This window comes from Streptomyces sp. NPDC044063, from assembly GCF_056434285.1.
On sequence record NZ_JBWKFM010000007.1, the window covers coordinates 1 to 20,080 of the forward strand.

The window sequence follows — 20,080 nt, forward strand, 5'->3', positions numbered from 1 at the left end:
GGTTGATAGGCCAGGTGTGGAAGACCGGTAACGGTTGGAGCTGACTGGTACTAATAGGCCGAGGGCTTGTCCTCAGTTGCTCGCGTCCACTGTGTTAGTTCTGAAGTAACGAACACGCCCCCTGCGGGGTGCGGCGGTTCATATCTTCATAGTGTTTCGGTGGTCATAGCGTTAGGGAAACGCCCGGTTACATTCCGAACCCGGAAGCTAAGCCTTTCAGCGCCGATGGTACTGCAGGGGGGACCCTGTGGGAGAGTAGGACGCCGCCGAACAATTTTTCAGAAAAAGCTCTGATGTATGAACTCCGGTTCATGCATCAGAGCTTTTTTGTTTTCACGATGAACTGTGCGTCGTCATGTCGAGTTAACGTCACCCGGGCACGATCCGCCTCATGGGGACGGAAGAGCAGCTGGTAGTCGTGGGCGCGGGGCCGGGGACCGACGTCGTCGTCCCCTCGTTCGGACCCCTCGCGGTCGCCCGGGCGGTCCAAGGTGTAGGGGCGCGTCCCGTCTTCGCGGACATCGATCCCGTCAGCTTCTGTCTCGACCCCGCCTCCGTGGCCGGCGCCGTGACGCACCGTACGGTCGCGATCGTGGCCGTCCACCTCTTCGGCCATCCGGCCGATCTCCATGCCCTGCGTGCCATCGCGGCCGAGCGCGACCTCGCTCTCGTCGAACGCGGGCGGGAGGCCGGGCGGGAGACCGGCCCGCGGCCGGCCGACATGGCGACGGCCCGGCGCCAGGCCAACGCCGCGTACCTCGGCAGCCGTCTGACCGGTGTCGTCACCCCGGTCGTCGCTCCAGAGGTCGAGCACCGCTACGACTCCTATGTCGTGAGGGTTCCCGGGAACGGGCGGCCGGACCGCGACGCCTTCGCGCGCGCTCTGCGTGCCCGGGGCGTGCCGTGTGAGGTGCCCGTGCGGACGCCCGTGCACCGTATGCCGCCGTTCCGCCGGGAGTTGTGGTTGCCGGAGACCGAGAGGGCAGCCGACGAATGTCTCGCCCTGCCCGTCGGCGCCGATCTGTCGCGGCGGGACCTTCAGCGTCTGGCGTCGGCGTGCAACGCGCTCGGCGGGCTGGTGCCGCCGGCTGTGGCGTAGGCCGCACGCGCGGGTGGTCAAAAGCCCGTACGAACATCGGGTATGCTTTATCTCGTTGCCGGCCCCAATAGCTCAGTCGGCAGAGCGTCTCCATGGTAAGGAGAAGGTCAACGGTTCGATTCCGTTTTGGGGCTCAGAGAAGAAGGCCCCCGCCATTCGGCGGGGGCCTTCTTGCTGTCTCCGTTCCTCCCGCTATTCCTGGAGCTCGGGAACCCGCATCGCCAGGATGGCCATGTCGTCCGAGGCCGGCTCCGCGGCGAAACGTTCGACCGCGCGCAGAACGCGTGCGGCCACCGCGCCGGCCGTCAGGCCCGTACACGTCGTCAGAACGTCCGTCAGGCCGTCGTCGCCGAGCATGCGGGTGCCCTCGCGGCGCTCGGTGACGCCGTCCGTGACGCACAGCAGGACGTCGCCCGGGTCGAGGGTGACCGTCTGCTCGTACAGCTCGAGGTCCTCCATGACGCCCAGGAGCGGCTGGGGGTCGGCCGCGGGCTCCACGGTGCCGTCCTGGCGCAGACGGAGCGGGAGCGGGTGGCCGGCGCAGACGACCTTCAGGCGTGCGCTGCCGTCCGGCTGGGGCCACAGCTCGCCGTAGAGGAGTGTGAGGAAGCGGCTCCGGGCGCCCTCGTCCAGGATGGCGGCGTTGAGCCGCTGGAGCACCGCGGGGCCTCCGAAGCCCTCGCGGGCCAGTAGGCGCAGCGCGTGGCGGGCCAGGCCGGTGACGGCGGCGGCCTCGGGGCCCGTGCCGCAGACGTCGCCGATCGCGAAGCCGTAGGCGCCGTCGCGGATGGGGAAGACGTCGTAGAAGTCGCCGCCGACCTCGTTGCCCTCGCCCGCCGCGCGGTAGATGACCTCGACCTCCACGCCGGGGACGTCGGGCAGGCCGGGCGGGAGCAGGCTGCGCTGGAGGCTCTGGCTGATGGCGGTGCGCTCGCTGTAGAGGCGGGCGTTGTCCAGGGCGAGGGCCGCGCGGCGGGAGAGGTCCTCGGCCAGTTCGAGGATCTCCTGACGGAAGTGGTCGTCGGCGGGCTTGCCGAGGGTGAGCATGCCGATGACGCGGTTGCGGGCGACGAGCGGCAGGACGACGGTCTCCCCGCCGACCGCGGCCGCCGTGGCCAGCGAGGTGCCGGGGGCGGGGAGGCCGCCCGTGGTGTCGGCGAGACCGAGGCTGCGCAGGGAGGTGCGCAGGGCCGCGGAGTGGGCGGCCTCGGTGGGGGCGCTCCAGACGCGGGCGCCGGGGGTGGGGACCGGGTCGGGCGGCGGGACCTTGGACAGCAGGGCCTTGAGGCCGTCGATGCGGTCCTCGTCCTCGTGGAGGACGTAGGAGAGCTCGGGGTCCGAGGACTGGTCGGCGATCGTGTAGACCGCGCACCAGGCCGCGAGGGTCGGGACGGTCATCTGGGCCATGAGGGCGAGCGTCTGGTCGCGGTCGAGGGTGCCGGCGAGCAGGTCGGAGGCCTCGACCAGGAAGGACAGGGAGCCGCGGCGCAGGCGTTCGAGCTCGCCGAGGCGGGCGGACTCGACGGCCAGGGCGATCCGGTCGGCGGCGAACTGCAGGCGCAGGGCCTCCTCGTTGCCGTAGCGGCGGGGTGACTCGGCGGCGACGCCGAGCGAGCCGGTGAGGCGTCCCTCGACCTTCAGGGGCACGGTGACGACCGAGCGCATGCCGGTGTCGTTGAGGAGGGGGACGGCGCCGGGGACGGCGGCGAGGTCGTCGTGGACGGCGGGCATCCGGGCGGAGCCGTAGCGTCCGGTACCGGCCTCGACGGGGACGCGGGCGAACCGCTGGCGGGTGGAGGGCAGGCCGGTGGAGGCGCGGACCTCCAGTTCCGTCTCGTCGTCGGTGGCGAGCAGCAGATAGGCGGAGTCGCCGTCGAGCATGTCGCGGGCGCGTTCGACGGTGCGCTGGAGGAGTCCGTCGAGGTCGTCGGGGGCGGGGGAGCCGATGAAGACCTCGAAGGGGTCGGTGGCCGTGCCGCGGTCGCCCGCGCTGTCCGCCGCGGGGGTGCGGGGCGGGCTCTGCAGGACGGCGCGCTCCTCGTCGCGTACGAGCAGGCAGACGGTGGAGGGGGCGCCCGCGGTGTCGCGGACGCGCAGGTGGGAGGCGTAGACGGGGATGACGCGCCCGTCGGCGCCCCTTATGCCGTAGGAGCCCTCCCAGCGGGAGAGGCGCAGGGCCTCGGCGATGCCGGTGGAGGTGCCGGGGGTGTGCGGCCAGGCGGCGAGGTCGGCCAGGGGTTTGCCGACGACCTGGTCGGGGGCGAAGCCGAAGAGCTCGTGGGCGTCGTCGTTCCAGGCGGTGATCGCGCCGGTGCGGTCGATCTGGACGACGGCGACGCGGACGCGCGCGTCGGCGACGGGGAGGGCCTCGGCGGGGAGGGCGGGGCCGGCGGAGCGGGTGCCGGCCGGGCGGTCGGGCAGGTCGAGGCAGAACCACACGGTCTTGGCGGTGGCGCTGTACTCGACGCCCCAGCGGGAGGCGATGGCCGCGCACAGCAGGAGGCCGCGGCCGCCTTCGCGGTCGACGCCGCCGAACTGACGTCCGGGCTCCTGAAGCGGAAGCTCGCGTTCGGGATAACGATCCGCAACCTCGACGCGCACACCGGTGTTCATACGTACGCAGAGCACGTCGGCATGAGTGCCTGCGTGGACGACGGCATTGGTGACGAGCTCGCTGGTCAGGACGACGGCATCGTCGATGATGTCGGGGAAGCCCCAGCCCTGGAGGGTGTCCCGGACGAAGGCCCGGGCGGCGGCGACCGAGCGTCCGACCGGCTCGAAGGTGGCGGCTGCCCGCGCGGTGATCACAGGTCTCCTCGTGTAGGTCTCGGCGATCTGCTCACCCATGTGCAGCGCCCCTCCGTTGCCCTGGCCGGATGCCAGGTTACTTACCTCCGCCGGGTGTGCGGATGGCGGTGCACAGGGATTCCACCTTGCGGGGTGCGGGTGGACCGTGTGCGATGCTGCCGACTGTTATGGCCTGGTTGGGCCGGGGTGAAACACTGGGAAAGCTCGAAGCGGAAGCCCGGCGAGAAGATCGACCCAGCGGGAGGGACACGGTGGAGTCTGGCGCAGCGGCGCGGGGCGCAGGCACGCGCGCGAAGGGCGGACGGTCCCGGCCCCACGGCACCACGGAGGTGGACACCGCCGCGCTGAGCCGGCTGCTGTCGGCCCTGGAGGCGATGCGGGACGGTAACTTCCGCAAGCGGCTGACGGTCTCCGGGGACGGAGTGATGGCCGAGGTCGCCGCGGTCTTCAACGAGGTGGCGGACCGCAATCTGCAGCTGACCGGCGAGCTGGCCCGGGTGCGGCGGGTCGTCGGCCGGGAGGGCAAGCTCACCGAGCGCCTGGAGGTCGGCACCTGCGAGGGGGCCTGGTCGTCGGCGATCGACGCGGCGAACGCCCTGGTGGACGATCTGGTGCGGCCGGTGTCGGAGGTCGGCCGGGTGCTGTCGGCGGTGGCCGACGGCGATCTGGAGCAGCGGATGGACCTGCGCTCCGCGGGCCCGGACGGCGCGGCGCACCCGCTGCGCGGCGAGTTCCTCAAGGTCGGGCGTACGGTCAACGGCCTGGTGGACCAGCTCTCGGCGTTCACCGACGAGGTGACCCGGGTGGCCAGCGAGGTGGGCACCGAGGGCAAGCTGGGCGGCCAGGCCCGGGTGCGCGGAATGTCCGGGTCGTGGAAGGACCTCACGGACTCCGTCAACACCATGGCGTCCCGGTTGACCGCCCAGGTGCGTGATATCGCTCTCGTGACGACGGCGGTCGCCAAGGGCGACCTCTCCCGCAAGGTCACGGTGCATGTGGCCGGCGAGATGCTGGAGCTGAAGAACACCGTCAACACGATGGTGGACCAGCTGTCCTCCTTCGCCTCCGAGGTCACGCGGGTGGCCCGCGAGGTGGGTACGGAGGGCGAGCTGGGCGGCCAGGCGAAGGTGCCGGGCGTGGCCGGCGTCTGGAAGGACCTCACCGACTCGGTCAACCTCATGGCGGGCAATCTCACCGCCCAGGTGCGCGGCATCGCGCAGGTCACGACGGCCGTCGCGAACGGCGACCTGTCGCAGAAGGTCACGGTGACGGCGCGCGGCGAGGTCGCGCAGCTGGCCGAGACGATCAATCAGATGACGGAGACGCTGCGCACCTTCGCCGACGAGGTCACCCGGGTGGCCAATGAGGTGGGCGCCGAGGGCCGGCTGGGCGGTCAGGCGGCGGTGCCGGGCGCGGCGGGTACGTGGAAGGACCTCACCGATTCGGTGAACACCGCCTTCCGTAATCTCACCGGCCAGGTGCGGGACATCGCCCAGGTGACGACCGCGGTGGCCAATGGCGATCTGGGGCAGAAGGTCACGGTCGACGTCTCCGGCGAGATGCTGGAGTTGAAGAACACCGTCAACGGCATGGTGGACCAGCTCCAGTCCTTCGGCGCCGAAGTCACGCGGGTGGCCCGGGAGATCGGCGTCGAGGGCGAGCTCGGCGGTCAGGCGGCGGTGCCGGGCGCGGCGGGTACGTGGAAGGACCTCACCGATTCGGTGAACACCGCCTTCCGTAACCTCACCGGCCAGGTCCGCAACATCGCCCAGGTGACGACGGCCGTCGCCAACGGAGATCTCTCGCAGAAGGTCACGGTCGACGTCTCCGGCGAGATGCTCCAGCTGAAGAACACCGTGAACACGATGGTGGACCAGCTGTCGTCCTTCGCCGACCAGGTCACCAGGATGGCGCGCGACGTGGGCACGGAGGGCCGCCTCGGCGGCCAGGCCCGGGTGGACGGCGTCAGCGGCACCTGGAAGGAGCTCACCGACTCCGTCAACTTCATGGCGGGCAACCTCACGTCGCAGGTGCGCCAGATCGCCCAGGTGACCACGGCGGTGGCGCGCGGTGATCTGTCGCAGAAGATCGATGTGGACGCGCGCGGCGAGATCCTGGAGCTGAAGAACACCATCAACACGATGGTCGACCAGCTCTCCGCCTTCGCCGACCAGGTGACGCGGGTCGCCCGCGACGTGGGCACGGAGGGCCGGCTGGGCGGTCAGGCGCAGGTGCCGGGTGTGGCGGGCGTCTGGCGCGACCTCACCGACTCGGTGAACGGCATGGCCGGCAATCTGACGGCCCAGGTCCGCAACATCGCCCAGGTCGCCACCGCTGTGGCGCGCGGTGATCTGTCGCAGAAGATCGACGTTGATGCCCGGGGCGAGATCCTGGAGCTGAAGAACACCCTCAACACGATGGTGGACCAGCTGTCGTCGTTCGCGGAGCAGGTCACGCGGGTGGCCCGTGAGGTGGGCACCGAGGGCATCCTCGGCGGCCAGGCGGAGGTCCAGGGGGTGTCGGGCACCTGGAAGGACCTCACCCAGTCGGTCAACTTCATGGCCAACAACCTGACGTCGCAGGTGCGCAACATCGCCGAGGTGACCACGGCGGTCGCCAAGGGCGACCTCTCGAAGAAGATCACCGTCGACGCCAAGGGCGAGATCCTCGAACTGGTCACCACCGTGAACACGATGGTGGATCAGCTGTCGGACTTCGCCGAGCAGGTCACCCGGGTGGCGCGCGAGGTGGGCACGGAGGGCCAGCTGGGCGGCCAGGCCCGGGTACGGGACGTCACCGGCATCTGGAAGGACCTCAGCGACAACGTCAACCTGATGGCCAACAACCTGACCAGCCAGGTGCGGGGGATCGCCCAGGTGGCGACGGCGGTCGCCAACGGCGACCTGACGAAGAAGGTCACGGTCGAGGCGCGCGGCGAGGTCGCGCAGCTGGCCGACACCGTCAACATCATGGTGACCACCCTGTCGTCGTTCGCCGACGAGGTCACGCGCGTGGCCCGCGAGGTCGGCACGGACGGCATTCTCGGCGGCCAGGCGCGTGTGCCCGGGGTGAGCGGCACCTGGAAGGACCTCACCGAGTCGGTGAACTCGATGGCGTCCAACCTCACCGGCCAGGTCCGCAACATCGCCATGGTCACCACCGCGATCGCCCAGGGCGATCTCACCAAGAAGATCGACATCGATGCCCGCGGTGAGATCCTCCAGCTGAAGACGACCATCAACACGATGGTCGACCAGCTGTCGTCCTTCGCCGACCAGGTCACCCGGGTGGCCCGTGAGGTGGGCACCGAGGGTCAGCTGGGCGGTCAGGCCCGGGTCCGCGACGTCGACGGCACCTGGCGCGATCTCACCGAGTCCGTCAACGAGATGGCGGGGAACCTCACCCGTCAGGTGCGGGCCATCGCCGAGGTCGCCACCGCGGTGACCCGCGGGGACCTCAACCTCAAGATCGATGTCGACGCGGCCGGCGAGATCCTGGAGCTCCAGGACAACATCAACACGATGATCGCCAACCTCCGCGAGACCACCCTGGCCAACAAGGAGCAGGACTGGCTCAAGGGCAACCTCGCCCGGATCTCCGGCCTGATGCAGGGCCGCCGCGACCTGGACGACGTGGCGGGGCTCATCATGAGCGAGCTCACCCCCGTGGTCTCCGCGCAGCACGGCGCGTTCTTCCTGGCGATGCCGGCGGACCCGCAGGAGACCGAGCACGACGAGCACGCCTACGAGCTGCGCATGCTCGGCTCCTACGGCTATTCGATGGGCGCGATGCCCACGTCCTTCCGCCCCGGCGAGTCGCTCATCGGGACGGCGGCCAAGGAGAAGCGCACGATCCTGGTGGAGAACGTCCCGCCGGGCTATCTGAAGATCGCCTCCGGGCTGGGCGAGGCCCCGCCGGCCCATGTGATCGTGCTGCCGGTGCTGTTCGAGGGCCAGGTCCTGGGCGTGATCGAGCTGGCCTCCTTCCAGCCGTTCGCCCAGATCCAGAAGGACTTCCTCAGCCAGATCGCCGAGATGATCGGCACGAGCGTCAACACCATCAGCGTCAACACGAAGACCGAGGTGCTGCTCAAGCAGTCGCAGGAGCTCACCGAGCAGCTGCGCGAACGCTCGGCGGAGCTGGAGAACCGGCAGAAGGCCCTGGAGATCTCCAACGCCGAGCTGGAGGAGAAGTCCGAGCGGCTGGCCCGGCAGAACCGCGACATCGAGGTCAAGAACACCGAGATCGAGGAGGCCCGGCAGGTGCTCGAGGAGCGCGCCGAGCAGCTCGCGGTCTCGATGCGCTACAAGTCCGAGTTCCTGGCCAACATGTCGCACGAGCTGCGCACCCCGCTCAACTCGCTGCTGATCCTCGCCAAGCTGCTCGCCGACAACGCCGAGGGCAATCTCTCGCCGAAGCAGGTCGAGTTCGCCGACACCATCCACGGCGCCGGCTCCGACCTGCTCCAGCTGATCAACGACATCCTGGACCTGTCGAAGGTCGAGGCGGGCAAGATGGACGTCAGCCCGAGCCGGATCGCGCTGGTCCAGCTCGTGGACTATGTGGAGGCCACCTTCCGGCCGCTGACGGCGGAGAAGGGCCTGGACTTCTCGGTGCGGGTCTCGCCCGAGCTCCCGGCCACGCTCCACACCGACGAGCAGCGGCTCCTCCAGGTGCTGCGCAACCTGCTGTCGAACGCGGTGAAGTTCACGGACACGGGCGCCGTCGAGCTGGTCATCCGGCCGGCCGGAGCGGACGTGCCGGACAGCATCCGGGAGCAGCTGCTGGAGGCCGGCTCGCTGCGCGACGCGGACGGCGAGATGATCGCCTTCTCCGTCACCGACACCGGCATCGGCATCGCCGCCAGCAAGATGCGGGTCATCTTCGAGGCGTTCAAGCAGGCGGACGGCACCACGAGCCGCAAGTACGGCGGTACGGGGCTGGGGTTGTCCATCAGCCGGGAGATCGCCCGGCTGCTGGGCGGTGAGATCGACGCGGCCAGCGAGCCGGGCCGCGGCTCGACCTTCACCCTCTATCTCCCGCTCAACCCCGGCGAGCTGCCGCCCCAGGGATATCCGCAGCCGGAGACCGAGGGTGCCGCGGGCCTCGCCCCGGAGCCGGGCGCGGCCGAGCCGGAGAGCTCGCCGGCGCGGCAGGCCGCCGGGCTGGTGCTGCGCCGCCGCAGGGCCGCGCAGGCCGCCGCCGGCCTGGCGGCCGGGCAGGCCGCCCCGGCGTCGGCCGGCGGGTTCGGCGAGGGGGCGGTGCCCGGCGCGCGGGCGGCCCGTCCGGACGTCCCGCCGCACGAGCCCTGGCTGACCGGCGGGCACAACGCCGCCGGGGAGCCGGCGGCGACGGGCTTCACCGGTGGGTTCCACGGCGAGAAGGTGCTGATCGTCGACGACGACATCCGCAATGTCTTCGCCCTCACCAGCGTGCTGGAACAGCACGGGCTGTCGGTGCTCTACGCGGAGAACGGCCGCGAGGGGATCGAGGTGCTGGAGCAGCACGACGACGTCGTGGTGGTCCTGATGGACATCATGATGCCGGAGATGGACGGCTACGCCACGACGGCCGCGATCCGCCGGATGCCGCAGTTCGCGGGGCTGCCGATCATCGCTCTGACGGCGAAGGCGATGAAGGGCGACCGGGAGAAGAGCATCGACGCCGGGGCTTCGGACTATGTCACGAAACCTGTCGATACAGACCATCTTCTGGCGGTGATGGAGCAGTGGATGCGCGCAGAGTGACGGAATCCCGGTCCGTCTTGGGCGATCTGTTGACGGAGTGTGGCCGAGGACGTGTGGGACCGCGGATTTCGGGGAACCTTCCGGTCTCCCGCCACGTTTCCGCTACGTGCACAGTGACATCGCGGTGACAGGGTGTGGTGACGGGCGGCGTGCGGCTACCATGACCGGCACAAGGACGGGCGGCGCAAGGGAGTCGTCCCCTGGGGCGGCGCCCGGTGCTTCCCCCGGCTCTCCGAGCTGGGGAGACCCCAAGCCGGGACGAGGAGGACGGGGCATGGTGCAGAAGGCCAAGATCCTCCTGGTCGATGACCGGCCGGAAAATCTGCTGGCGCTGGAGGCCATCCTCTCGGCGCTCGATCAGACACTGGTGCGGGCATCGTCAGGGGAGGAAGCGCTCAAGGCGCTGCTGACGGACGACTTCGCGGTGATCCTGCTGGATGTTCAGATGCCCGGCATGGACGGCTTCGAGACCGCCGCGCACATCAAGCGGCGGGAGCGGACCCGGGACATCCCGATCATCTTCCTCACCGCCATCAACCACGGCCCCCACCACACCTTCCGCGGCTACGCCGCCGGTGCGGTGGACTACATCTCGAAGCCGTTCGACCCGTGGGTGCTGCGCGCCAAGGTCTCCGTGTTCGTCGAGCTGTACATGAAGAACTGCCAGCTGCGCGAGCAGGCCTCCCTGTTGCGCCTCCAGCTGGAGAGCGGCCAGTCCGGCCGCGGCGGGGCGATAGAACCCCAGGAGCCGGCCGGCCTGCTGGCGGAGCTGTCCGCGCGGCTCGCCGCCGTCGAGGAGCAGGCCGAGGCGCTGTCCAAGCAGCTGGACGAGTCCGCCGACGCCGCGGCGGTCGCCACCGCCGCCCATCTGGAGCGCAAGCTCACGGGGTTGCGGCGCGCCCTGGACGCGCTGGAGCCCGGCGCCGGCAGCGGCGCGAGCCCGCTCCCCGCGCCCAGCTGACCCCCTCCGGCCTCCAGGGCCTTGCCCCTCCCGGCCCTTGACGTCGTGTCACCTCCGTCACCACCGCACCACGACACGAACGGGTGAACGCCCGGCCCCGCGTGTACCGCGTGGCCGACACCGGTAATCTCGGCACCATGGCCTCACGTACGTCCGGCAAGGGTTCCCAGAGCACGGCGGGCACCTCGAAGCAGCGCGCCGGACGTTCCGGAGGCGCTGCCAAGAAGGCACCCGCGAAGGCTCCGGCCAAGGCACCCGCGAAGAAGGCGGCCGCCCGGCCGCCCGCCCGCAAGGCCGCGGCGCGGAAGCCCGCCGCCAAGGCGGCGCCCAAGCGCGCGCCCGGCGGGGCCCGCAAGGTCGGCTCCGGTCTGGCGCACGGCGCCGGCGCCCTGTTCCGCGGCGTCGGCCGCGGCGCCAAGGGCCTGGACCCGGCGCACCGCAAGGACGGGCTGGCCCTGCTGCTGCTCGGCGCGGCCCTCGTGGTCGCCGTCGGCACCTGGTCCACCCTCGACGGCCCCGTCGGCGACCTCATAAGGCTGCTCGTCACCGGCGCCTTCGGCCGCCTCGACCTCGTCGTGCCCGTGCTCCTCGCCGTCATCGCCGTCCGGCTCTTCCGCCACCCCGAGCGGCCCGAGGCCAACGGACGGATCGTCATCGGCCTGACCGCGCTGGTCATCGGCGTCCTCGGGCAGGTCCACGTGGCCTGCGGTTCGCCCGGCCGCGACGACGGCTCGCAGGCGCTGCAGGACGCGGGCGGACTGATCGGCTGGGGTGCCTCCAAGCCCCTGGTCTACGCGGTCGGCGAGGTCCTGGCCGTCCCCCTGCTGGCCCTGCTCACCTTCTTCGGGCTGCTGGTCGTCACGGCGACCCCCGTCAACGCCATCCCGCGCCGGCTGCGGCAGCTGGGCGTACGACTGGGCGTCGTCGAACCGCACCCCGGGGAGTACGACCCGCGGGCCGAGGAGGTCCACGGCTCCTACGAGTCCTACGGCCCCTATGAGCCCTACGACGACGAATGGCGCGAGCCGGCCCCGGCCCGGCGCCCGCGCCGCGCCGCCGCTCCCGCCGCCGGACCGGAGGCCGGACCCGAGGCCGCCGAGGAGGAGGAGCTCGGCAGGCGGCGCGCGCCGCGCCGTAAGTCCGTGGCGCCCCCCGCGGACCGGGAGCCCGACGCGGTGGACGTCGCCGCGGCCGCCGCGGCCGCGCTGGACGGGGCCGTGCTGCACGGCGTCCAGCCCTCCCCGCTCGTGGCCGGCCTCAGCAGCGGGGTCACGCCGGACGGCGGCCGGAGCGGCGCCCCGGCGTCCGCCCGTGGCGCCGGCCGCACGGCACCGGCCGCGTCCGAGCGGCCCTCCTCCGTACCCGACCTCACCAAGCCCGCGCCCGAGCCCTCCTCCGGGCTGCCCGCCCGCGCCGAGCAGCTCCAGCTCTCCGGGGACATCACCTACTCCCTGCCCACGCTCGACCTGCTGGAGCGCGGCGGCCCGGGCAAGGCCCGCAGCGCCGCGAACGACGCCATAGTGGCCGCGCTGACCACGGTCTTCGCGGAGTTCAAGGTGGACGCCGCCGTCACCGGCTTCACCCGCGGCCCGACGGTCACGCGCTACGAGGTCGAGCTGGGCCCGGCGGTCAAGGTCGAGCGGATCACCGCGCTCACCAAGAACATCGCCTACGCCGTGGCCAGCCCGGACGTGCGGATCATCAGCCCCATCCCCGGCAAGTCGGCGGTGGGTATCGAGATCCCCAACACCGACCGCGAGATGGTCAACCTCGGAGACGTGCTGCGGCTGGCGGACGCGGCCGGCGACGAGCACCCCATGCTGGTCGCGCTCGGCAAGGACGTCGAGGGCGGCTATGTGATGGCCAACCTCACGAAGATGCCGCACATCCTCGTGGCCGGCGCCACCGGCTCCGGCAAGTCGTCCTGCATCAACTGCCTGATCACCTCGATCATGGTGCGGGCCACCCCGGAGGACGTCCGGATGGTGCTGGTCGACCCCAAGCGCGTCGAGCTGACCGCCTACGAGGGCATCCCGCACCTGATCACCCCGATCATCACCAATCCCAAGCGGGCCGCCGAGGCCCTCCAGTGGGTCGTGCGCGAGATGGACCTGCGCTACGACGACCTGGCCGCCTACGGCTTCCGGCACATCGACGACTTCAACGCCGCCGTGCGCGCCGGCAAGGTCAAGCCGCCGGAGGGCAGCGGGCGGGAGCTGTCGCCGTACCCGTACCTGCTGGTGATCGTCGACGAGCTGGCGGACCTGATGATGGTCGCCCCGCGCGACGTCGAGGACTCGATCGTCCGCATCACCCAGCTGGCCCGCGCGGCCGGCATCCATCTGGTGCTCGCCACCCAGCGGCCGTCCGTCGACGTCGTCACCGGCCTCATCAAGGCGAACGTGCCCTCACGGCTCGCCTTCGCCACCTCCTCGCTCGCCGACAGTCGGGTCATCCTCGACCAGCCGGGCGCCGAGAAGCTCATCGGCAAGGGTGACGGGCTCTTCCTGCCCATGGGGGCCAACAAGCCGGTCCGTATGCAGGGCGCGTTCGTCACCGAGGCCGAGGTGGCCGCCGTCGTCCAGCACTGCAAGGATCAGATGGCGCCGGTCTTCCGGGACGACGTCACCGTGGGCACGGCCCGGAAGAAGGAGATCGACGAGGACATCGGCGACGACCTCGACCTGCTGTGCCAGGCCGCCGAGCTGGTCGTCTCCACCCAGTTCGGGTCGACCTCGATGCTCCAGCGGAAATTGCGTGTGGGATTCGCCAAGGCGGGCAGACTGATGGACCTGATGGAGTCGCGCGGTGTCGTGGGGCCCAGCGAGGGCTCCAAGGCGCGCGACGTCCTGGTCAAACCCGACGATCTGGACGGGGTCCTGGCGGTGATCCGCGGGGAGGCCTCCTAGCCGCCGCGAAAGATCCCTGACCAACCGTTTCTCTCGAGCGTGAGCGGAGTTGAGCGAGGGGGGAGGGGCGATGTGCCACCGTCGTTACGCCAGAGCATTCTGATGGCCTACAAAGTCCGGCTTCCCGCTTGCCCGACCGTTTCGCATCCCCCCTAGACTGAATCTCCAGCAGGTGGCTGCACGCTCGAAAGGCGCCCACGTGTCCATCGGCAACTCTCCAGAAGAGGATGACCGGCACTCCGATGACCGGCCGTCCGATGACCTGCCGTCCGATGACCGGCCCTCCGTCGGACGATCCCTCCAGCAAGCCCGTATCGACGCCGGACTGACCGTGGACGAGGTCAGTTCGACCACCCGTGTACGCGTTCCGATCATTCATGCGATCGAACAGGACGACTTCACCCGCTGTGGTGGACGCGTCTACGCCCGAGGACATATCCGCACCCTGGCCCGGGCCGTCGCCGTCGACCCCGAGCCGCTGATCGCGCGGTACGACGCCGAGCACGGCGGCCGTCCCGCGCCCACCCCTGCCGCGCCGATCTTCGAGGCCGAGCGCATCCGTCCCGAGCCCCGGCGGCCCAACTGGACGGCGGCCATGGTGGCCGCCATCGTCGCGGTCGTCGGCTTCGTGGGCTTCACGCTCTTCAACGGCGGCGCGGACGACGGACCGGTCTCGGCCGACCCGGCCTCCAGCAAGCCGTCCGCCGCGCCCAGCGCCAAGAAGAAGGGCTCAGAGAAGGCCTCCGACCCCAAGGCCGAGGCATCCGCCAGCGCCATCGCGGGGGTCCCGGCCAACAAGGTCACCGTCAAGCTGACCGCCGACAACGGCCAGACCTGGATGTCCGCCAAGGATCACAACGGCAAGCTGCTGGAGGAGGGCGTGCTCAAGCGGGGCGCGTCCAAGACGTTCACGGACAGTAAGCGCATCGATCTGGTCCTGGGCAATGCCGGAGCCGTGCAACTGTTCGTGAACGGCAAAGAGGTCAAGAACCTCGGCGACGCCGGCCAGGTCCAGCGCCTGAGCTACACCCGGGGCGACCCCTCGGCGGGCTGAGCGGGGGCCTCCCGGCGCGTCCACGAGCGGCGCCGGCGGGCGCGGGGAGCCTGAGCGGGTGACCAGGCTCTCCGCGTCCGTCGGCCACTCGGCAGCCGATGCGGCGCCGGGACAAAGTAGGCTGAGCCCTATGCCCGAACGCCGTACCGTCGCTCTTGTCACACTTGGCTGCGCCCGTAACGAGGTGGACTCGGAGGAGCTGGCAGGCCGCTTGGCGGCGGATGGCTGGGACCTCGTCGAGGACGCCGCCGACGCCGATGTGGCCGTCGTCAACACCTGTGGCTTCGTCGAAGCCGCCAAGAAGGACTCCGTCGACGCCCTCCTGGAGGCGAACGACCTCAAGGACCATGGCCGCACCCAGGCCGTCGTCGCCGTCGGCTGCATGGCCGAGCGCTACGGCAAGGAGCTCGCCGAGGCCCTCCCGGAGGCCGACGGCGTCCTGGGCTTCGACGACTACTCCAACATCTCCGAGCGCCTGCAGACCATCCTCTCCGGCGGCATCCACGCCTCCCACACCCCGCGCGACCGCCGCAAGCTGCTGCCGATCAGCCCCGCCGAGCGCCAGGAGGCCGCCGGTGTGGCGCTGCCCGGCCACGCGCAGGCGGATTCCGGTCAGCTTCCCCCGGCGGAGGCGCCGGCCGAGGCCCCGGCCGACCTGCCGGAGGGCCTGGCGCCGGCCTCCGGGCCCCGGGCGCCGCTGCGCCGCAGGCTGGAGTCCAGCCCCGTGGCCTCGGTGAAGCTCGCCTCCGGCTGCGACCGCCGCTGCTCGTTCTGCGCCATCCCCTCCTTCCGCGGGTCCTTCATCTCCCGCCGTCCCTCCGACGTGCTGGGCGAGACGCGCTGGCTCGCCGAGCAGGGCGTGAAGGAGGTCATGCTGGTCTCCGAGAACAACACCTCGTACGGCAAGGACCTCGGCGACATCCGGCTGCTGGAGACGCTGCTGCCGGAGCTCGCCGCCGTCGACGGCATCGAGCGCATCCGCGTCAGCTACCTCCAGCCCGCCGAGATGCGGCCCGGCCTGATCGACGTGCTGACCTCGACGGAGAAGGTCGCGCCCTACTTCGACCTGTCCTTCCAGCACTCGGCGCCCGGCGTGCTGCGCGCGATGCGCCGCTTCGGCGACACCGACCGCTTCCTGGGCCTCCTGGAGACGATCCGCGGCAAGGCGCCCCAGGCGGGTGCCCGCTCCAACTTCATCGTCGGCTTCCCCGGCGAGACCGAGGCGGACGTGGCCGAGCTGGAGCGCTTCCTCACGGGGGCGCGCCTGGACGCCATCGGCGTCTTCGGCTACTCCGACGAGGACGGCACCGAGGCGGCCACCTACGAGGACAAGCTGCCCGCCGAGGTCGTCGCCGAGCGGCTGGCGCGGATCTCCCGGCTGGCCGAGGAGCTCACCGCGCAGCGCGCGGAGGAGCGCGTCGGTGAGACCATCGAAGTACTCGTCGACCGGGTGGACGACGAGGACGGGATCATCGGGCGCGCGGCCCACCAGGCGCCCGAGACCGACGGCCAGGTGCTGCTCACCATGGACGGGGAGCCGGAGCCCGGGCGTATGGTCGTGGCCAAGGTGGTGGCGAGCGAGGGCGTGGACCTCGTCGCCGAGCCGCTCGGGATCGAGGGCGGGTGTACCGAGGAGGCGGGCAGATGAGCGGAGTCCCGGCCTCCGCCGCAGGAGGCCCGGCGCCCCGGACCGGCATGCGGCCGGCCGGGTTGTGGAACATCGCCAACATCCTCACCATGGTGCGCCTGGTGCTGGTGCCCGGTTTCGTGCTGCTGATGATGCACGACGGGGGCACCGACCCGGCCTGGCGCTCCTTCGCCTGGGCGGCGTTCGCCATCGCCATGATCACCGATCTCTTCGACGGTCATCTGGCGCGCACCTACAACCTGGTCACCGACTTCGGCAAGATCGCCGACCCCATCGCGGACAAGGCGATCATGGGCGCGGCGCTGATCTGCCTCTCGGTCCTGGGCGACCTGCCCTGGTGGGTCACCGGCGCGATCCTTCTCCGCGAGATCGGCATCACGCTGATGCGGTTCTGGGTCATCCGGCACGGCGTCATCCCGGCCAGCCGGGGCGGCAAGATGAAGACGCTCGCCCAGGGCGTCGGCGTGGGGATGTACATCCTCCCGCTCACGGGGGCGCTGGCCACGCTGCGCTTCTGGGTGATGGCGGTCGCCGTGGTGTTGACCGTCGCGACCGGCCTCGACTACATCCGGCAAGCCGTGACGCTGCGCCGGGCCGGACGCTCCCGGAAGCCCGCGCGGTGACCCCGGCGCACGGCGGCGGTGCCGCGGCGGTCCTGGCGGCCCTGCTCGCGCGCGGGCAGACCGTGGCCGCCGCCGAGTCGCTCACGGGCGGCCTGGTCGCCGCCGAGCTGACCGCCGCCCCGGGCGCCTCCCGCTCGGTGCGCGGCTCGGTCACCGCGTACGCCACCGACGTCAAGCGCGATGTGCTGGGCGTGGACGGGACCCTGCTGGCCGAGCGCGGGGCCGTGGACGCCGAGGTGGCCGGACGGATGGCCGCCGGAGTGCGCACCCTGCTGGGCGCCGACTGGGGCGTCGCCACGACCGGGGTCGCGGGCCCCGAACCGCAGGACGGCCAGGGCGTCGGCACGGTCTTCGTGGCCGTGGCGGGACCCTCGGGACCGGCCGCGGTGCGCCGGCTGGCACTGGACGGCGACCGCGCGGAGATCCGGTCCGCGTCCGTGGAGGCGGTCCTGGCGCTGCTCCTGCGCGAACTCGTGGGGAACGCGGGGGCAAAGGATACGGAACACAACGGGGGGAATTGATGTTTGCAGCCCTGAGTGAACACGACATAGCTCCCCGCACGGCCGCACCCCGAGGCGGTACGGTGGGGCGTGAAGGAACCGGATTCGCGGTCCAAGGAGGGAGCCACCGATGATTCTGCTCCGTCGCCTGCTGGGTGACGTGCTGCGTCGGCAGCGCCAACGCCAGGGCCGCACTCTGCGCGAGGTCTCCTCGTCCGCCCGGGTCTCGCTCGGATATCTCTCCGAGGTCGAGCGCGGGCAGAAAGAGGCGTCCTCCGAGCTTCTCTCCGCAATCTGCGACGCTCTGGACGTTCGGATGTCCGAGGTCATGCGCGAGGTGAGTGACGAGCTGTCGCTCGCCGAGCTGGCGCAGTCGGCGGCGGCGAGCGAGCCGGTACCCGCGCCGATGCGGCCGATGTTCAATTCGATGTCCGTGACGTCCGTGACGGGCGTTCCGGGGGAGCGCGTGACCATCAAGGCCCCTGCGGAGGCCGTGGACGTGGTCGCGGCCTGACCGGGCGACGAGCCCGGAGGCACAGCGTCTCGACGTGTGAGGGCCCCGGCCGGATTCTCCGGCCGGGGCCTTTCGCGTACCCGGCCTCCTCTCTTCGCCCTTCCGTCTCTTCGCCCTCCCGTCGCCCTTCCGTTGCCCTCCCTTCGTCCTCCCTTCGTCCTCCCTTCGTCCTTCCGGCTTCCTCCGGCCGATTCGGTCTCCCTGTGCCATGGTGGGAAAGCGGGTGAACGTGACATAACGGGCCGAGGAGGAAGCGGATGTCTGTCGTGAAGAGCCCACTGTCGGAACAGGACCGCAAGATCGTCGGCGATGCCCTCCAGGGCTCGCTGGTCGATCTCGTCGACCTCTCCCTCGTGGCCAAGCAGGTCCACTGGAACGTCGTGGGACCGCGCTTCCGTACCGTCCACCTGCAACTCGACGAGGTCGTCGCGAGCGCGCGCACGCACGGTGACACGGTCGCCGAGCGGGCCTCGGCGCTGGGCATCACCCCGGACGGGCGGGCCGAGACCGTCGCGAAGACCAGCGGCATCGACCCGGTCGGCGGCGGCTGGATCAAGGACACCGACGCCGTCAAGACCCTGGTGGCGGCGCTCGGCGCGGTGATCACCCGCATGCGCGAGCGCATCACGGCCACGGCCGATCCGGACCCGGTCACCCAGGACATCCTCATCGGCCTCACCGGCGATCTGGAGAAGCACCACTGGATGTTCCAGGCAGAGAACGCCTGAGCGGGTCCGTCATGGCCGAGCACCCGGTGATCCGCTTCACGCGCGACCTGGTGGTGGTCTCCGACCTCGACCAGGCGACCGCGGGGACGTTCGTGCGCGCCGTCTTCCAGGAGGGCGTCCGGGAGGGCGAGGCGCGCGTGGTCGTCGAGCTGCACCGGCGCGACCGGCGCATCGACGAGCTGGAGCGGCAGCTGGCAGCGCTGCTCCAGGAGCGGGCCGGCTGAGGCCGGCCGAGGGGCCGAGGAGGTGCGCGTGGTGGGTGTGGTCCGCCGGAACGACCGGTACGGCCGGAACGCCCGGGTCCGCGCCCGGCGGCAGGGGAACCGCCGGGGGCGCCCGGACCCCCTGGAGTACGGCGTGCGGGTGCTCGCCCTCGTGGCGGGCGGGCTGTGGTGCTGGGCCGTGGTCCGGCTGCTGGCGCAGCCGGGGCGGCCGGGGCTGGCGGAGGGGCTGATCGCGACCGGCGGATGGGGGCTGAGCCTGCTGCCGGTGCACTGCTCCCCACGCCGGGAGCGCCGAGCGCGCCGGGGACGCCGGGGAGGCGACGAGGCCGGGGCGGGCGGCCCGGACGCCTGAGGGGCCGGGAGGTCCCGTACGGGGCTTGCGGGGCTTGCGGGGCTTGCGGGGTCACCCACGTGGGTCAGCGGCGGCGGGCGCGGCCGTGCGTCAGCCGGTCGGGGGAGCGGGGCCCGTCTGGCAGTGGGGGCACCAGTACGTGGTGCGCTCCTGGCCCGCCGCGCCCTGGGCGGCGGTGAGGACCGGGGTGCCGCAGCGCCGGCAGGGCCGCTCGGCCCGGCCGTACACCCACAGACGGCGGTCGGGGCGGGCGTCGGCCGTGGTGACGCGGGCGGTACGGGCCTTGTTGACGTCGAGCAGCTTCCGGGCGAGGGCGGCCAGGCGGCCGGGGTCCGGAAGCGAGCCGATGGGCAGCCACGGGGTGACGCGCAGCAGGAAGCACAGCTCGGACTTGTAGACATTGCCGACGCCCGCGAGGTTGCGCTGGTCCAGGACGGCCTCGCCGATGGTCCGGCCCGGGTCGGAGAGCAGCCGGCGGAGGGCTTCCTCGGCGTCCCAGTCGGGGCCCAGCGGGTCGGGCCCCAGATGGCCGACGACGGTGCTCTCGTCGGTGGTGCGCAGGAGGTCCAGGGCCAGCAGGCGGTAGCCGACGGCCGTGTGGCCGGAGTTGCCGAGGACCGCCCGGATCTGGTGGGCGGCTCCGCCGCGCGGGCGCTCGCCGGGGACGTGGATCCGCCAGGAGCCGTCCATGCCCAGGTGGGAGTGGAGGGTGAGCCCCCCTTCGACACGCGTGAGCAGGTGCTTACCGCGCGGGACGACCTCGGCCACCGTCCGGCCGCTGAGGTCGGCCGTGGCCAGGCTCGGCACGCGCAGGTCGCACCGGAGCAGGGGCTCGCCGGCCAGGGCCTCGTGCAGGTCCCGCGCGGTGCGCCAGACGGTGTCTCCTTCGGGCATGGGACGTCTCCTTCGGGCC

General features: G+C 71.5%; 14 protein-coding genes, 1 tRNA gene and 1 rRNA gene. 14 read left to right on the top strand and 2 right to left on the bottom strand.

Translation table 11 applies throughout. The features are described from left to right. Positions 1–155: 155 nt before the first annotated feature. The 3 genes from rrf (at position 156) to AC07BS_RS11115 (ending at position 1,233) form a co-directional block, all read left to right on the top strand. Positions 156–272, top strand: a 5S ribosomal RNA gene (rrf, locus tag AC07BS_RS11105). Positions 273–391: 119 nt separating this feature from the next. Next, complete coding sequence (locus AC07BS_RS11110; protein WP_478931507.1) at positions 392–1,099, top strand: DegT/DnrJ/EryC1/StrS family aminotransferase; 708 nt, start codon at positions 392–394, stop codon at positions 1,097–1,099. A gap of 61 nt (positions 1,100–1,160) precedes the next feature. Continuing rightward, positions 1,161–1,233, top strand: a tRNA-Thr gene (locus tag AC07BS_RS11115). Between the two features lie 58 nt (positions 1,234–1,291). Here the strand turns inward: AC07BS_RS11115 and AC07BS_RS11120 are convergent. Further along, the gene (locus AC07BS_RS11120) at positions 1,292–3,946 is read right to left on the bottom strand and encodes a SpoIIE family protein phosphatase (protein WP_478641046.1); all 2,655 of its coding nucleotides are present in this window, start codon (positions 3,944–3,946) and stop codon (positions 1,292–1,294) included. Between the two features lie 212 nt (positions 3,947–4,158). Here AC07BS_RS11120 and AC07BS_RS11125 point away from each other — a divergent pair, with 212 nt between their 5' ends. The 11 genes from AC07BS_RS11125 to AC07BS_RS11175 all read left to right on the top strand — a co-directional run bounded on the left by AC07BS_RS11125 (position 4,159) and on the right by AC07BS_RS11175 (position 19,167). Further along, positions 4,159–9,654 (top strand): HAMP domain-containing protein, encoded by a 5,496-nt coding sequence (locus tag AC07BS_RS11125; RefSeq protein WP_478641045.1) that lies wholly within the window; start codon positions 4,159–4,161, stop codon positions 9,652–9,654. Positions 9,655–9,928: 274 nt separating this feature from the next. Further along, positions 9,929–10,615, top strand: coding sequence for a response regulator (locus tag AC07BS_RS11130; protein WP_478641043.1), 687 nt, complete (start codon positions 9,929–9,931; stop codon positions 10,613–10,615). Between the two features lie 137 nt (positions 10,616–10,752). Next, on the top strand, positions 10,753–13,524 hold the full coding sequence (locus AC07BS_RS11135) for a DNA translocase FtsK (protein WP_478641042.1): 2,772 nt from the start codon (positions 10,753–10,755) through the stop codon (positions 13,522–13,524). Between the two features lie 199 nt (positions 13,525–13,723). Further along, on the top strand, positions 13,724–14,578 hold the full coding sequence (locus tag AC07BS_RS11140; RefSeq protein ID WP_478641040.1) for a helix-turn-helix domain-containing protein: 855 nt from the start codon (positions 13,724–13,726) through the stop codon (positions 14,576–14,578). Positions 14,579–14,708: 130 nt separating this feature from the next. Then, on the top strand, positions 14,709–16,226 hold the full coding sequence (gene rimO / locus AC07BS_RS11145) for a 30S ribosomal protein S12 methylthiotransferase RimO (RefSeq protein ID WP_478641039.1): 1,518 nt from the start codon (positions 14,709–14,711) through the stop codon (positions 16,224–16,226). Continuing rightward, on the top strand, positions 16,223–16,849 hold the full coding sequence (gene pgsA / locus AC07BS_RS11150; protein ID WP_478641038.1) for a CDP-diacylglycerol--glycerol-3-phosphate 3-phosphatidyltransferase: 627 nt from the start codon (positions 16,223–16,225) through the stop codon (positions 16,847–16,849). The genes rimO and pgsA overlap by 4 nt, the downstream gene beginning before the upstream one ends. After that, on the top strand, positions 16,846–17,370 hold the full coding sequence (locus AC07BS_RS11155; protein WP_478641037.1) for a CinA family protein: 525 nt from the start codon (positions 16,846–16,848) through the stop codon (positions 17,368–17,370). The genes pgsA and AC07BS_RS11155 overlap by 4 nt, the downstream gene beginning before the upstream one ends. A 109-nt stretch (positions 17,371–17,479) precedes the next feature. Continuing rightward, on the top strand, positions 17,480–17,863 hold the full coding sequence (locus AC07BS_RS11160; protein WP_071965196.1) for a helix-turn-helix domain-containing protein: 384 nt from the start codon (positions 17,480–17,482) through the stop codon (positions 17,861–17,863). Positions 17,864–18,120: 257 nt separating this feature from the next. Beyond that, the gene (locus AC07BS_RS11165; protein ID WP_478641035.1) at positions 18,121–18,591 is read left to right on the top strand and encodes a Dps family protein; all 471 of its coding nucleotides are present in this window, start codon (positions 18,121–18,123) and stop codon (positions 18,589–18,591) included. Positions 18,592–18,602: 11 nt separating this feature from the next. After that, positions 18,603–18,815 (top strand): hypothetical protein, encoded by a 213-nt coding sequence (locus AC07BS_RS11170; protein WP_478931513.1) that lies wholly within the window; start codon positions 18,603–18,605, stop codon positions 18,813–18,815. A 28-nt stretch (positions 18,816–18,843) separates the two neighbouring features. Then, positions 18,844–19,167 carry a hypothetical protein gene (locus AC07BS_RS11175; RefSeq protein ID WP_478641032.1) on the top strand — a complete coding sequence of 108 codons (324 nt, stop codon included), beginning with the start codon at positions 18,844–18,846 and terminating at the stop codon, positions 19,165–19,167. Between the two features lie 90 nt (positions 19,168–19,257). Here AC07BS_RS11175 and AC07BS_RS11180 read toward each other — a convergent pair whose 3' ends face one another. Then, the gene (locus AC07BS_RS11180) at positions 19,258–20,061 is read right to left on the bottom strand and encodes a DNA-formamidopyrimidine glycosylase family protein (RefSeq protein WP_478931515.1); all 804 of its coding nucleotides are present in this window, start codon (positions 20,059–20,061) and stop codon (positions 19,258–19,260) included. Between the last annotated feature and the right edge of the window lie 19 nt (positions 20,062–20,080).

What these genes read in the sequence shown, in the direction of transcription:
- AC07BS_RS11110 (WP_478931507.1), top strand. Translation starts at nt 392, where the DNA reads ATGGGGACGGAAGAGCAGCTGGTAGTCGTGGGCGCGGGGCCGGGGACC.
- AC07BS_RS11120 (WP_478641046.1), bottom strand. Translation starts at nt 3,946, where the DNA reads ATGGGTGAGCAGATCGCCGAGACCTACACGAGGAGACCTGTGATCACC.
- AC07BS_RS11130 (WP_478641043.1), top strand. Translation starts at nt 9,929, where the DNA reads ATGGTGCAGAAGGCCAAGATCCTCCTGGTCGATGACCGGCCGGAAAAT.
- AC07BS_RS11135 (WP_478641042.1), top strand. Translation starts at nt 10,753, where the DNA reads ATGGCCTCACGTACGTCCGGCAAGGGTTCCCAGAGCACGGCGGGCACC.
- rimO (WP_478641039.1), top strand. Translation starts at nt 14,709, where the DNA reads ATGCCCGAACGCCGTACCGTCGCTCTTGTCACACTTGGCTGCGCCCGT.
- pgsA (WP_478641038.1), top strand. Translation starts at nt 16,223, where the DNA reads ATGAGCGGAGTCCCGGCCTCCGCCGCAGGAGGCCCGGCGCCCCGGACC.
- AC07BS_RS11160 (WP_071965196.1), top strand. Translation starts at nt 17,480, where the DNA reads ATGATTCTGCTCCGTCGCCTGCTGGGTGACGTGCTGCGTCGGCAGCGC.
- AC07BS_RS11165 (WP_478641035.1), top strand. Translation starts at nt 18,121, where the DNA reads ATGTCTGTCGTGAAGAGCCCACTGTCGGAACAGGACCGCAAGATCGTC.
- AC07BS_RS11170 (WP_478931513.1), top strand. Translation starts at nt 18,603, where the DNA reads ATGGCCGAGCACCCGGTGATCCGCTTCACGCGCGACCTGGTGGTGGTC.
- AC07BS_RS11180 (WP_478931515.1), bottom strand. Translation starts at nt 20,061, where the DNA reads ATGCCCGAAGGAGACACCGTCTGGCGCACCGCGCGGGACCTGCACGAG.